This is a genomic window from Myxococcus eversor, from assembly GCF_010894455.1.
GTDB lineage: Bacteria > Myxococcota > Myxococcia > Myxococcales > Myxococcaceae > Myxococcus > Myxococcus eversor.
This window is the reverse complement of sequence record NZ_JAAIXY010000003.1, coordinates 398,616-412,175: the sequence shown is the minus strand read 5'-3', so window position 1 is coordinate 412,175 and position 13,560 is coordinate 398,616. Positions and strand designations below refer to the sequence as shown.

Here is a 13,560-nt window from a genome sequence, read left to right as displayed (position 1 = left end):
TCGCGGCTACTGCACGGGCGCCAGGGCGTTGCCGGTGGGGTCGAAGAGGCCCGTCGCGCGGGCCAGGGCGAGACGCGACAACTGCACGTTGAGCGCCTCCGTCACGGCGGACATCTGCGCGCTCGCGAGCGTCGCGTTGACGTCCGTCACCTGAAGGTACGTCGAGGCTCCCGCATCGAAGCTCTGCTTCGCCAGGCGCGCGCTCTCCCATGCCAGCTTCACCCGCTCCTCGGCTGTGCTGAGGTTGACCTCCGCGCTCTCCAGCTCGCTGCGCGCCTTGCGCACCTCGTCGCGAATCTTCTCCTCGGTGCCGCGCAGGTTGGCGTTCGCCTCGGCGATTTTTCCAGAGGACTCCCGCAGGTTGGCCTCGCGCAGTCCGCCGTCGAACAGGTTCCACGACAGGGCCAGCCCCGCAGTCCACGTGGACGCCACGCCGGTGAGGCCGGCGGTGTTGCTCGTCGAGACGTTGCCCGTGGCATGCAGGCTGGGGAGGTACTCCATGACGACCTGCTTGCGCCCGCCGCGAGCCAGGTCCACGTTGAGGCGCGCCGCCGAGGCATCCGGCCGCCGGTCCAGGGCCGTCTTCTCGGCGGACGCCGCATCCCCTGTCTCGGCGGGGAGTGACACGGCCGTCTGCTTGGGAGGCGCCACGTCGAAGTCCACCGGTCGCGCGAGGAGCGCGGCGAGAGAACTCTTCGCCGTCGCATAGGCATTGCGGCTTCGCACCACCTCCTGCTCGGCCTGCTTGCGGTCCAGCGTCGCGCGCAGCAGCGCCAGCCGCTCCACGTCACCCACCTCGAAGCGGTTCTGGGCGTCGCGCTCGAAGCCGCGGCGGACCTCCAGGAGCTGCTCCTGCACCGCCATGGCCTCCCGCAGGCTCGCGGCTCCGAGATAGGCCTGGGCCACCGAGAAGAGAATCTCGCGGCGCGAGTTCTCCGCCGTCAGCCCCGCCACCTTCTCGCCCAGGTAGGCATTCTTGATGGCGGGCCACAGCGTGGGGACAATCAGGGCCTGCCGCGCGGAGATTTGACCGGAGAGCTGGTCCCGCTTCTGCAAGGTGATGGGGTCCGGAGCACCGGGGAGGGCGAACGTCAGCTCCTGCGGATTGCGGATGTACGAGCCGCTCGCGGTGACACTGGGGAGGTATCCGGACCAGGCCTTGTTGCCCAGCTCCTTGGACTGCTGAAGGCGCGCACGTGCGGCGTCGAGGCTGGGGCTCTGCTTCTCCGCGAGGGCGATGGCCTCGTCGAGAGTGAGCAGCGGAAGCGCGGTCGCCTTCGTGCCAGACGCGGGCATCGGCACGGCGGAGTCGCTGGAGGCCGCCTGGGGCGCCGTGTCCCGCACGGGTGTGTCGGTGATGGCGGGAGCCGGCTGGGACGTGGGGGTGCGTTCGGGAGTGGCGGAGACGCTGGGAGTCTGCGTCAGCAGGACGCTGGTGATGAGCGCATGGAGGAGCATGGTGGAGACCGAGGTGGATGCGTCAGGAGCAGAGGACACACGAGGTGCGTCGCGGTCCCTTGAGAGGACCGGAGCGTCGACCGCGTGAATCAGGTGGAAGGGGGCGGAACCGGGTGTGTGGCTCCCGGTTCCGCCTTCAGCGGGGCGTGGGCTCGTGTCTCAGTGGGAGCCCTCCTCCGCGAGGAGCGGGCCGCTCGGCGCGACCACTTCCTCCGACGCATGGGCGTCACTCTTGCGACGGCTGAAGCGGGCGGAGAGCCCGTCCAGCAGCGAGTAGACGACGGGCACCACCACCAGCGTCAGCACCGTGGAGCTGATGAGGCCGCCGATGATGACGAGCGCCATCGGCACGCGAGTCTCGGCGCCGTCTCCCTTGGCGAGCGCCACCGGAATCATGCCGGCCACCATGGCGATGGTCGTCATGAGGATGGGACGCAGGCGAACCGGCGCGGCCTCCAGCAGCGCGTCGCGAGCGCTCTTGCCGGCATCTCGAAGCTGCTGGGTGAAGTCGACCAGCAGGATGCCGTTCTTCACGACGAGGCCCATCAGCATGATGACGCCGATGAGGGCAATCATCGACAGGGCGTGGCCCGACAGCAGCAGCGCGCCGATGGCACCGATGAGCGCGAAGGGCAGCGACAACATGATGGTGAACGGGTGGACGTAGCTGCCGAACTGCGCCGCCAGAATCATGTACAGCAGGAGGATGCCCAGCCCCAGCGCGGTCGCGAACGCGCCGACGGTCTTGTTCAGCTCCTTCGCGTTGCCGGCGAAGCCGCCCACCACGCCCTGGGGCAGCACCTGCTCCGCCTGCGCGGTGAGGAAGCTCATGCCCTCGCCCAGGGTGTAGCCGGGCGCCAGGTTGGCGAGCAGGGTGATCTGCCGCTTCTGGTTCATCCGGTCAATCTGCACCGGGCCCTCGGAGGGGGTGATGCTGGCCACGTTGCGCAGCTCCACCAACTGCCCGCCCGTGGTGCGCACGGTGAGCTGTCCCAGCGCCTCCTCGGAGGCGAGCGTCGCGTCGGGCAGGCGCAGCTTCACGTCATACGTCTCGCCGCCCTCGCGGTACGTCATGAACTCGTCGCGCCCCAGGTAGGCCCTCAGGGCGACGCCCACCTGGGCCGCGGGAACGCCCATCTGCGCGGCGCGCTCGCGGTCCACGCGCACGTCGAACTGCGGCTTGCCGCTGCGGAACGTCGTGTCGACGTCGGTGAAGCTGGGGTGGGACTTCATGAGGGTGAGCAGCTTCTCGCTGGACGCGACGACCTGGGGCCAGTCCGTGCCGCGCAGCACGTACTGGACCTGCTGGGTGCGGCCGCCACCACCGACGCCGGAGACGTCCTGGACGGAGAGCATCACCCCAGGGCGCTCGGCCAGCGCGTCACGCAGGCGCACCTTGAAGGCCTCCTGGTCGAAGGCGCGCTCCTTGCGCGGCACCAGGTTCACCAGCACCTCGCCCTTGTGCACCTCCTCGAGCGTGCCACCGCCCGCCGTGCTGAACGTCTCCTTCACGCCCTCCAGGGGGCGCACCTGCGCGGCCACGATTCCCAGCTCGCGCTCGGTGTCCTCGAGCGTGGAGCCCACGGGCAGCTCCAGCGTCACGCGCACCGCGCCGTTGTCGGAGGGCGGGATGAAGGTGAACTTGAGGAAGCGGGCCATGCCCAGCGTCAGCACCAGCACGCCCACCGCGACGGCGATGGCCAGGGCGCGTCGCTCCAGCACCCAGCCGAGGATGCGGCGATAGCCGCGCTCCATCCCGACGAGCCCGCGCTCGATGGAGGCGCTCACGCGGTTGCGGGGCCCGCCGTGGGCGTGGGCCTTGAGCAGGCGGCTGGAGAGCATGGGCGTGAGCGTCATCGACACCGCGTAGGAGATGAGCACCGCCACGGCCACCGTGACGCCGAACTGGAAGAAGAACTGGCCAATCGTTCCCTCCATGAAGGCCACGGGGATGAACACGGCGACGATGGCGAGCGTCACCGCGAGCACCGCGATGACAATCTGCGAGGTGCCCTCCAGCGCCGCCTTCATGGGCGTCTTGCCCTCCTCCAGGTGGCGCACGATGTTCTCGATGACCACGATGGCGTCATCGATGAGCAGGCCGATGGAGAGCGTCAGCGCCAGCATCGTAATCATGTTGAAGGTGAAGCCCAGCAGCGCCATCACCGCGAAGGTGCCGATGACGCTCACCGGCAGCGCGACGGCCGACACGAGCGTGGAGCGCCAGTCCCGCAGGAAGAAGAGCACGATGAGCACGGAGAGGACGCCGCCGATGAGCATGTCCTCCTGCACCGCGTGGATGGAGGCGCGAATCGTCGTCGAGTTGTCGCTGATGGTGCTGACCGTCACGCCCTGGGGCAGCTCGGCGTTGAGCTCCGCGAGCGACTCCTTGACGTTCTCGGCCACCTGCACCGTGTTGGCGCCCGACTGCTTGCGCACCACGAGGGCGAGCGCGGTGCCCGTGTCCGAGCGGGCAAGTCCTCGCGCCTCCTGCGCGCCGTCCACCACCGCCGCCACGTCACGCACGCGCACCGGCGTGCCATTGGGGCTGGCGACGATGATGGCGCCAATCTCCTCCACGCTGCGAGCCTCGGCCGTCAGCCGGACGATTCGCTCGCGGCCTCCCTGCGTGGCGCGCCCGCCGGGCAGATCCACGCTCTGGGACTGGAGGGCCTGGCTCACGTCGCCGATGGCCAGCCCGTAGCCGCGCAGCCGCTGCGGGTCGACCACCAGCTGAATCTCCCGCTCGCGGCCGCCCACCACGCCGATGCTGCCCACGCCCGCCTGGCTCTGGAGCGAGGGCTTCACCACGTCCTCCGCCACGCGCGTCAGCTCCTCGATGGGCAGCGCGCCGGAGAGCGACAGCGTGAGGATGGGCGCCGCGCCGATGTCGAACTTCTCCACGACGGGCGTTTCGATATCGTTGGGCAATTCGCGCAGCGTGGCCTGCACGCGGTCGCGAACGTCCTGGGCCGCCACGTCCACGTTGGTGCCCAGCTTGAAGCTGATGGTGACCTGGCTGACGTTCTCCAGGTTGATGGAGTTGAGCTCGTCCACGCCGTTGAGCGTGTTGAGCGCCTCCTCGAGCGGGTCGGAGACGTTCTTCTCCATGGACTCGGGGTCCGCGCCCGGCAAGAGCGTGGTGACGGTGACGACGGGGATGTCGACGTTGGGGTACTGGTCCACGCCGATGCGCGGATAGGCATACAGGCCGAAGACGACGACCGCCGCCATCAGCATGACGGTGAAGACGGAGTGTTTGATGAAGGTCTGGAGCATGGCAGTGGCGCTCGTCGAAGAAGGGAGGGAGGAGAAGGGCTACTGCACGACCTGGAGCGCGACGCCGTTCTGGAGCGGCAAGCTGGCGTCCGCGACGACGCGCTCCTCGTGGCCGAGCCCGTGGACGACGCGCACGAAGCCGGGCAGCACGCGCTCCACCTTGACGTCACGGCGCTGCGCCTTGCCGTCCTGGACCACCCAGACGAAGCCCTGCTGGCCCTTGGAGTTGACGGCCTGCGAGGGGAGGAAGACCCCCGCCTGTCCCGGCGCGTCGTCGGTGGCCATCATGTTGGAGAAGTCCAGCTCCACCAGCGCGCCCGCGCGCAGGACGACGCCTTCGCTCTTCGCCGGCAGCACGTCCGCGAGGACTTCGACGGTGCGCGTCTGCGAGTCGATGATGGCGCCGAGGCTCCGCACCTTCGCCTCGAACGGAGCACCGGAGGGATTGAGCGTGCCCTTGACGATGGTGCCAACCTTCACGCGGTCCACGAAGGCCTCGGGCACCGGGGCGCGCACCTCCAGCGCCTGCGGGTTGACGAGGCCGAAGATGGCCGTTCCCGGAGTCACGTAGTCGCCCTCGTTGCGGCTGCGGGTGGTGATGACGCCGTCGAAGGGCGCGGTGAGGGTGGCGTCGCGCAGCGTCTCCTGCGCGCTGGCGAGGACCGCGGCGGCCTGCTCGGCCTGGGCCTGCGCCTGGCGGTAGCCCACTTCGGCCTTGTCGAGCGAGGCGCGCGCGAGGCTGCCCGACTGCGCCAGCGTCCGTGCCCGCTCCACCTCCGTCTTCGCGCCCTCCAGCGCCGCTTCAGCCGCGGCCTTGGCGGCGCGTGCCTGGTTGGCGGTGAGGCGCGCATTGGAGGTGTCGAGCTGCGCGAGCACCTGTCCTCGCTTCACCGCGTCGCCCGCATTCACGGTGACTTTGGTGAGGGTGCCGGAGGCCTCCGCGCTCAGCGTCGCCTCCTGCCTGGCGCGCACGTTGCCGGTGGCCTGCAGGACGCTCGCCTCCAGCTTCGTGGCCGGCGTGACGGCCTTGACGCCCACGGGCTTCTGCGCGGCCTGCGCCGAGGGAGGAGGAGGCGCCACGGGCTTGGCGCCGCCGCCGCACGCGCCCGCCACCACGGCCACCGCCACCATTGCTGCCTTCAAGGTCGTCTTCATCGCTGCGTTCCTCGTCGTGGGGCCGGGGACTTCACAGGCATCCGGCACTGAGTGACTGATTTGGTTTTCTGGTCAGTCCCGGGCAAACGAACACCCCAACCCTCCGGGCACGGAGTGGGGTCCGTAAGGTGTCAGCTCATGGGGGGCTTGGGGCCGGGTGGGGCGGTGGGGCGGAGAGGCCGCGGATGAAGACCTCGAAGGCGGCGTCCAGGGATTGGAGCGTCAGGGGAGAGGTCTCCTGGGTCATCAGCCTGGGGACGAGCATGGTGATGAGCTCCACGAAGCCGCGCGCTGTCAGCTGGGGGTCGCTGACGGAGAAAGCCCCCTGCGCCGCCCCGCCCTCGATGACGCGCGCGAGGATGGCCGCGTCCGCCTCCTGCATCTGGGGCACGAGGTGCTGCACCTGAGTGCCCAGTTCGAAGAGCGTGGCCAACTCGATGCGCTCCCCGTCGGGCTTGCGGACGCTCTGCTCCAACTTGCAGCGGATGTACGCGCGGACCTGGGCCTCGGGCGTCGTGGCGCGCTGGACGCTCGCCTTGAGCTCGGCGAGGCTCATCTCGTGCGATTGCCGGACAATCGCCTCGAACAGCGCTTCCTTGCTCTCGAAGTGCAGGTAGATGCTGCCCTTGCCGACGCCCGCGCGTTTGGCGATGTCCTCCACCGAGGCCTTCTTGAAGCCGAACCGGGCGAAGACTTCGCCGGCGGCCTTGAGGATGGCGATGCGAGGGTCGGAACTCATTGACCAGGATGGTAATCTGGTCAGTCAGTCATCGCAAGTCCTCGTTCGTGGAGGCCCATGTGCCGCATGTGCCTACCCATGTGGCCCTCGGGGGGCTCGTCCGGCAGGTCGCCTGGGGCGGGGTGTCGCGCTCGGAAGAGGGACCGTGGTGCCCTGGGCGATGCGCTGGCGGAAGTCGCGAGGCCTCTCACCCGTGAAGGCGGTGAAGGCGTGGGTGAAGGCGGCGAGGCTCTCGAAGCCGACGGTGTAGGCCGTCTGGGTGACGCGGGCGCCGTCCTCGGCGAGCAGCTCCATGGCGCGCAGCATGCGGGCGTCATGGAGGAAGCGGCGCCAGGAGGTACCGGCTTCGTCCTCGAAGCGGCGGGCGAGGGTGCGCTGGGACAGGCCCGCCGCGCGTGCGGCGCCCGCGAGGGTGGCGGGTCCCGAGAGTCGGGCCAGGGTGTAGGCCATGGCGCGCTCCAGCTCGGGAGTGCGGGCGCGAGGCAGTCGCCACTCGCGAGGCTCCGCGGCCCACTCGGAGAGCAGGTGGGCCAGGGCGGAGAAGAAGCTCTCCGCGACGGCGTCCTTGGGTGAGCGCTCCGGTCCCCAGCGGGTGGAGTAGAGGAGCATCTCGCGCGCGAGTGGGGGGAGGACGAAGACGCGGCAGGGGCCTTCGGGGGTGGTGGGGACGCGCGAGGGCTCCAGGTACACGGTGCAGAGGGTGGCGGGCTGCGTGGAGCGCACGCGGTGGCGGGTGCCGGCGGCGAGCCACGCGGCGCGCTGGGGAGGCAGGAGCCACTGGGCCTCGGCGACTTCCAGGTGGAGGGCGCCGCGCGCGGCGTAGAGGAGCTGGTGGCGGCGGTGGGTGTGCCAGCCGGAGGTGAAGGGCGTCAGCGTGTCGGTGAGGCAGAAGGAGGAGGCGGGGGCCGCGTCCACGTCCACCAGGGGCTTGGGCACCGCGACGTTCCTCCGTGCTTGCGCGCTCGCGTGCTCGGACGCCCGGCGCTCGCGAGGGCGCGCCGGGGCCGAGCATACGGCGGGCGGGTGGCTCAGGAGGGCTTGGAGTTGGAGTGGTCGGTGGTCTTGCTGACGAGGTAGCCGCCATGGCTGATGGCGAGGAGGGCGACGAGTCCTTCGGAGAGCTCTGGGAGGCTGGTGAGGGAGCCGCCGCGTCGGAGGGACATGGCGATGTCGACGAAGTAGCTCACCGAGGCGATGGCGGTGAAAAAGAACATCTGCACCTTGGCGATGTCGATTTGCGCGGTGTTGCCGACCTCGTCGCCCTGGAACATGTCTGAGATTCGAGCGTCCTGGATGCCTTTGTTGGCGTAGAGGGCGCCCTGGCGCTGGGCGTTGATTTCGTCGGACGTCTCCGCGAGCTGGGCGGCGGTGGCATCGACGACCTTGGCGTCAGGAGTCTTGGAGCGCTTGCCGCTGAGCAGCAGGGGAGTGCCGAGCAGGGAGGTGGATGAGATGCCCATGGCCCACCAGAGTTCCTGGGGGATGGCGACGTCGACGGCATTGGGGGTGCCTGTCTTCACGCGGGCGATGACCATGGCCAGGTAGCCGGAGACGACGACGACGGTCCAGGTGACGGCCTGGAAGCGAGACAGGCTCATGCTGTTGCGTTCGCTGATGAGCACGCCGAAGGGAGTCCCGGTGATGCTCTGTCCGAGCACGGCGATGAAGGCGAGCAGCACGAGGGAGGTGGCGATGTAGCCCCAGCCAGGGGCGACGAACCACGCCGCCGCGAGACTGAGCAGTGGCAGCGCGGTGGTGAGCATCATCAGCCGCTGGTTCTGTGGGAGGGGGACGGGAGTGACGGCGCCTGTTTCTGGAGGCGCGAGGCGCACTTCGGATTGCACTGCGGCGACGGCGGACACACCGGTACTGGCGCTCGCTTCACTGTCATGACTCATGACACCCCCTCGGTGAGGGGGGAAATGTAGCAGAGCCCGGTGTGAGTTTGCTTTGGGGGCCTGTCAGTTGTGTCGTGATTTCCTCTGGCTCAGGTGTTCGGGGTGGAGCTCGTATGACTTGGTGCATCAGTGGTCAGGACCGCCCCAGTCATCGACAAATGTTGTCCAGGTGACAGTCTCGGGATGGCGCTGGATGATGGGCAAGGGTTGATGGCGTTACCCTTTCAATCACAGACATCAACAGGCCAGGGCAGGGAAACTCCGTTCCTCGCGGGGAGATTCTCGTTCTTCTCGGATACGTCTGATTGGCATGGCCACTGCAGTCCAGGCGTGCCGCACAGAACCTGTTTCCGCAACGTCCACCCCACATTCTCTGGGTCCGAGGCTCATGGCTGACACCGGCACGCCGTCCATCAAGTTCACAGGGCAGATTCACGTCAAGCTGCGCGAGACCTGGCACGAGCCCATCACCACGCTCGCCGCTGGGCCCCCGACGCGCCTCGAGCGTCTCGCGCAAGCGACGGGGCTCAAGGCGGTGGGCCGCCTTCTCGACGGAATCGAGCCTCTCGTGGGGACCCTGGCGGCCGGCGCTGTCGAGCCCTCGGGAGAGATGGACCGATGGGTGTCCTTGGCGCTCCCGGACTCTGGACTGGTCAGAGCCCTCTCCTCCTCCGCCCTGGACGAGCAGGTCTGGTTCGCGGTGAGGACCCTGCTGACTCAACCCGAGGTCGAGTACGCCGAACCGGATGCGATTCTCATCCATCCAGTTCCGGAGACGCTCGCGGTTGCCTCCGGGACTCAAGCGGGAGCCGCCGCGCTGGACTTCTGGCATCTCGATGTCGTTGGGGCCCACGCGGCGTGGGCGTTCATCGCGGATGCGGGGAAGGTGCCAGGAGAGGGCATCGTCATCGCGCACCTGGACACGGGTTATACGAACCACCCGGCTGTTCCTCGCGACCGCTTCGTCAGTCCAGGCATCGACCTGTGGGACCGGGACCGCGCGGATGCGAGCGACCCATTGGATAGTGGTATCGCCTTGGCCCCCGGACACGGAACGGGCACGCTCTGTCTGCTGGCGGCGGACCATCCGCAGTACAAGGGCATCGCGCGAGCCAGCAAGATCCTCCCCATTCGAATCTCTCCCTCGGTCATCCACATCGGGACGAAGTCGATGGCGTACGGAATCCTCTACGCCGTCAACAAGGGGGCGGACGTCATCACCATCAGCATGGGAGGGCTTCCCAGTCGCCTCTGGGCGGACGCGGTCAACTACGCCTACGAGCGGGGCGTCGTCATCTGCGCCGCGGCGGGCAACAACTTCCCGCTGCCCCTCGGCCTGCGGACTCCGTCGCGAGTCGTCTATCCCGCTCGCTTCAACCGGGTCCTTGCCGTGTCTGGAATCACGCGTGGAGAGCAACCCTACTGGTCTGACAGGGAGATGTCCGGTAACCGTGGCCCCGAGGTGGACATCTGCGCGCCCACGCCCGATGTGCTGTGGGCACGGCCAGGACAGGGCTACGCACCGGGCGCGGGGACTTCGACGGCGACGCCGCAGGTCGCGGGTGCCGCCGCGCTCTGGCTCTCCTATTACCGCGAGCAACTCAAGGGCTTCTCGCCCGTCGAGCGTGTCGAGGCCTGCCGCCGGGCCCTGCTGATGGGGGCACGGGATGCAGGCTCCGAGAGCTACACGCCCATCGACGGGGGACAGCGCACCCACAACAAGTACTTCGGGGATGGGCGGCTCGACATCGCGCGGAGCCTCCGGGAGTTTCCCCCTGTCGCTGGCCTCCCGGCGCAGCCCAAGGACGACGTGAGCTGGGCCGCGCTCAAGGTCCTGGGGCTCGTCACCAGCCTGTCGTCGCGAGGGCCGGAACTCGCTGATGCCATCGAGTTGCTCTGGACCAGCCACGCCATGGATATCGAGGGGCTCGCGCGAACCGCCCTCGCGGCGAGGTCCTCGTCTTCGCTCCAGACCCGGCTTGGGGAGCCAGAGTCGCACCTGGTGGCGTCCATGGCGGTCCCCGCACCAACGAGGACGCGCCCCCAGCGGAAGGCCGAGCTGGCCTCCCGACAGGTGCTCGTCGTTCCTCCTCCTTCGGTCCTGGCCTCGGCCATGACGAGCCTGGGGCTTGTCGGCGCCCTCTCCGCGACGCGCGCACCCACGTCCCACCGCGCGGCGATTCAGGAGCGAGGCCACTACCTGGAGGCGTTCGGGCGACTCGCCCTGTCAGGGGCCGGAGCCGCGGTACAAGATGCCATGTCCCTGGTTGCATTCACCGCGATGGCTTCCACCGGGCGGATGCTGGAGGCGGCGACCACGGCCCTGCGTCCGGCATTCGAGGTGCTCGCGGGAGTAGGGGCATTGCTGCTGGATGGCGACCAGGTGGACCGCACCGTGCTGGAGGCCTTGGGGGCTCGCGTCTACGAGGACGTCATCCTTCCTTGTGTCGAACCCATCCCGTCCGGAGGTGCGCCGGGAGCGCGCACGCGCTGGCACCTCGAACACCTGGGCGTCATCGATGCGCAGGGACAGCGGCTGGTCGAAGGCAGAGGAGCGGGCATCCTGGTCGGCGTACTCGACACGGGGATTGATGCCACGCACCAGGAGTTCCAGGGTCGCAAGGTGCACTTCGCCCATTTCGACCTCCTGGGCCGGCCTACTCAACAGGGTGCGCACGACGCGGATACGACCCGTGGCCATGGAACGCACGTGTGCGGGCTCATCGCGGGGCAGAGCGCGGGGGTCGCTCCTGATGCGGACCTGGCTGTGGCGTGCGTCCTCAATCAGCCGATTCCTGGTGGACACGGAATGGGGGGTGGACGCGTCCAGATTGCGAGAGGGCTCAACTGGTTGCTGACGGAGAATTTCCGGGGGACGGAGGGGGACGCGGGTGTTGACGTCCTCAACCTGTCTTTGGGGATTCCTGGCTATGACGAGTTCCTCCGGGACACCCTGAGCACCGCGCGAATCGCGGGAACGCTGGCCATCGCCGCCATCGGAAACCTGGGGGAATGGGGAATCAACCAGCACAGCAGCCCAGGTAACTATGACCTCGCCGTGGGGGTCGGAGCCGTCAACGCGCGGAACGAAGTGGCTTCATTCAGCGATTGGGGAACGGTGTCTCGGCACAATGGGCTACAAAAGCCTGATTTGTGCGCTCCGGGTGAAGGCGTCTGGTCGAGCCTTCCTGGTGGGAGATTCGGCCCCCTGGATGGAAGCTCCATGGCCTGCCCTCTCGTGGCAGGCATCGCGGCCCTGCTCCTGGAGCGAAACCCGGCGCTCAAGCTCAACGCCCAGGCTTTGACGGAGGCGCTGTTCTCGCATGTCGGTGCGCTGCCCAGCGACCGGGCAGGGCGTGGCGGCCTTCGGCTCGTACCGGAGAGCCTCTTGCGACGCAGCGGCGGAAGCACCATAGAATAGAGCTGCCATGGTCCATCCCGAGCTTGTTCATCAATTGGAGAGGGTTCGTGACCCGCAGACCCAGCGCTCGTACGTGCTGCGGTTCAAGGGGGGCGATGCCCTTCCTCGTGTCGATGGACTGACGAGCAAACGAGAGCGCCTGGCTGCCATGGAGACGTACTTCCAGGCACTCAAGGCGCCGCTCCTCGTCCAGTTGGGCAGGGAAGCCGGCGTGTCGGTGGAAGACCTCAAGTCGTCGTCAGAGGCCATCGTCACCGCTTCGGTCGCCAAGTGGCGCGAGCTGGTCCAACAAGGTGGCGTGCTCGAGCGTCAGTCCGTTGTCGAGGTGCTGCCCGACATCCAGGTTCAGGGCCTGGGCTGAGTCCGGGTCGGAGTCTCTCGCTCCGGAGTCCCCCGGGCCCGAGCCTCTGGCCGTCGTGTCGAAGCCGCAGTGTCCGCGTACCCCGTCAGCTCCACGTAACCGCGCCCCTTCACGGGCTGGCCCGCCCGCACGCCGTCCAGGTCCACGCTGCCCTCCCAGTAGCGCACGCTCACCGGCAGCTCCTGGTCCGCCAGCTTCGGCGTCACCGTCAGCTCCAACCCGAGCTTCTCCACGCGCAGCTTCCACTTCGACGGATACACCCCGCCACGCGGACTCTTCCACGTGTCCAGCACCGCCAGCCCCACGTCCTCCCGGCCCAGGTGCACGGATGCGCTGTCCACCGCGCCCACCGGAGGCACCCACGTCCCCGAGCTGAACGGGTCCACCGTCCCGTCCTCGCGACGCAGTTGGTAATACATCAGCTCGCTTCCATCCGAGAGCTGGAGCGAGAACCAATCCCAGCCCACCTGGTCCGCGCCCAACGCACTGGTGCTCCACTCGCGGTCCATCCAGCTCTCACCCGTCACCGCGTACGTCTGTCCTTCCAGTCGCACCGTGCCGCGCGAGGGCATGCGTGTCATTGAGTAGTAATACGACGCATTGCCCGGCTCGGCGCTCTTCTGGCTCAAGCCCCGGTCGCCCTCGAGCACCGGCGGCTTGCCCGGCTCCAACAACAACTCCAGCGTGACTTCATCCGTCTGCGCGCGCAGCCGCACCGGCCACGTCGCCTCACCCACGCTCGCCGCCTCCCAGTCCTCCAGCCACACCTTGAACGGCTTCGCGCTCGCCCCCGCGAGCCCCAAGGCCGCGCGGCTGTAGCGCTCCTCGACGTGGAAGCGCCCCGCCGCCACGTCCGTCACCGTGAAGTGCCCCAGGTACACCTGCCGCGTGCCCCACGCGGAGTCCCGCGTCGGTGCCTCGGGTGCCAGCGCGTTGCGGAACAGCGTGAACTGATATCCGAACGCGCGCCCGTCCGCGGTCTCGAGGTTCCCCGTCCAGTACCACCACTCCGTGCGGAACTCCGGATGCGGGCCGTGGTCCTCGGGGAAGTGGAATGTCCGGGGCTCGAAGGCGCGCGCATAACCCTCCGTGCCGCCATCGCCCCCACCGAGCGCCTTCGCCACCGTCAGCGCTCCGCTCCTCGCGAGCACGGGAGGCTCCGTCTCCCGCGTGACGACGTACGCCGCCACCGCGAGTGCCGCCAGCACCACCGCCGTTCCGATGACGAGCCCTCGGCCGTTGCTCATGG

General features: G+C 68.7%; 9 protein-coding genes. 2 read left to right on the top strand and 7 right to left on the bottom strand.

Annotated features, from left to right (window positions below; genetic code table 11):
- Window positions 1-6: 6 nt before the first annotated feature.
- From G4D83_RS08510 to G4D83_RS08485, 6 genes are all read right to left on the bottom strand, one after another.
- A complete protein-coding gene (locus G4D83_RS08510; RefSeq protein ID WP_163864173.1) occupies window positions 7-1,458 on the bottom strand; it encodes a TolC family protein in 1,452 nt (483 codons plus the stop codon).
- Between the two features lie 159 nt (window positions 1,459-1,617).
- Window positions 1,618-4,737: an efflux RND transporter permease subunit gene (locus G4D83_RS08505; RefSeq protein ID WP_163864172.1), complete on the bottom strand. Its 3,120-nt coding sequence runs from the start codon at window positions 4,735-4,737 to the stop codon at window positions 1,618-1,620.
- 39 nt (window positions 4,738-4,776) lie between these two features.
- Window positions 4,777-5,892: an efflux RND transporter periplasmic adaptor subunit gene (locus G4D83_RS08500; protein WP_163864171.1), complete on the bottom strand. Its 1,116-nt coding sequence runs from the start codon at window positions 5,890-5,892 to the stop codon at window positions 4,777-4,779.
- 136 nt (window positions 5,893-6,028) lie between these two features.
- Window positions 6,029-6,631: a TetR/AcrR family transcriptional regulator gene (locus G4D83_RS08495; protein ID WP_163864170.1), complete on the bottom strand. Its 603-nt coding sequence runs from the start codon at window positions 6,629-6,631 to the stop codon at window positions 6,029-6,031.
- 72 nt (window positions 6,632-6,703) lie between these two features.
- Window positions 6,704-7,567 (bottom strand): AraC family transcriptional regulator, encoded by an 864-nt coding sequence (locus G4D83_RS08490; RefSeq protein WP_163864169.1) that lies wholly within the window; start codon window positions 7,565-7,567, stop codon window positions 6,704-6,706.
- Window positions 7,568-7,659: 92 nt separating this feature from the next.
- On the bottom strand, window positions 7,660-8,529 hold the full coding sequence (locus G4D83_RS08485) for a hypothetical protein (RefSeq protein WP_163864168.1): 870 nt from the start codon (window positions 8,527-8,529) through the stop codon (window positions 7,660-7,662).
- A 388-nt stretch (window positions 8,530-8,917) separates the two neighbouring features.
- On the opposite strand from G4D83_RS08485, the gene G4D83_RS08480 reads away from it, so the two are divergent.
- Entirely contained in the window at window positions 8,918-11,950 is a 3,033-nt protein-coding gene (locus G4D83_RS08480) for a S8 family peptidase (protein ID WP_163864167.1), read from the top strand.
- Window positions 11,951-11,957: 7 nt separating this feature from the next.
- Window positions 11,958-12,311, top strand: coding sequence for a hypothetical protein (locus tag G4D83_RS45490; RefSeq protein WP_205522591.1), 354 nt, complete (start codon window positions 11,958-11,960; stop codon window positions 12,309-12,311).
- On the opposite strand, the gene G4D83_RS08470 is transcribed toward G4D83_RS45490, so the two are convergent.
- Window positions 12,296-13,558 carry a lipocalin-like domain-containing protein gene (locus tag G4D83_RS08470; RefSeq protein ID WP_163864165.1) on the bottom strand — a complete coding sequence of 421 codons (1,263 nt, stop codon included), beginning with the start codon at window positions 13,556-13,558 and terminating at the stop codon, window positions 12,296-12,298. The two genes, G4D83_RS45490 and G4D83_RS08470, sit on opposite strands and share 16 nt — an antisense overlap.
- Window positions 13,559-13,560 lie beyond the last annotated feature (2 nt).

What these genes read in the sequence shown, in the direction of transcription:
- G4D83_RS08510 (WP_163864173.1), bottom strand. Translation starts at nt 1,458, where the DNA reads ATGCTCCTCCATGCGCTCATCACCAGCGTCCTGCTGACGCAGACTCCC.
- G4D83_RS08505 (WP_163864172.1), bottom strand. Translation starts at nt 4,737, where the DNA reads ATGCTCCAGACCTTCATCAAACACTCCGTCTTCACCGTCATGCTGATG.
- G4D83_RS08500 (WP_163864171.1), bottom strand. Translation starts at nt 5,892, where the DNA reads ATGAAGACGACCTTGAAGGCAGCAATGGTGGCGGTGGCCGTGGTGGCG.
- G4D83_RS08495 (WP_163864170.1), bottom strand. Translation starts at nt 6,631, where the DNA reads ATGAGTTCCGACCCTCGCATCGCCATCCTCAAGGCCGCCGGCGAAGTC.
- G4D83_RS08485 (WP_163864168.1), bottom strand. Translation starts at nt 8,529, where the DNA reads ATGAGTCATGACAGTGAAGCGAGCGCCAGTACCGGTGTGTCCGCCGTC.
- G4D83_RS08480 (WP_163864167.1), top strand. Translation starts at nt 8,918, where the DNA reads ATGGCTGACACCGGCACGCCGTCCATCAAGTTCACAGGGCAGATTCAC.
- G4D83_RS45490 (WP_205522591.1), top strand. Translation starts at nt 11,958, where the DNA reads ATGGTCCATCCCGAGCTTGTTCATCAATTGGAGAGGGTTCGTGACCCG.
- G4D83_RS08470 (WP_163864165.1), bottom strand. Translation starts at nt 13,558, where the DNA reads ATGAGCAACGGCCGAGGGCTCGTCATCGGAACGGCGGTGGTGCTGGCG.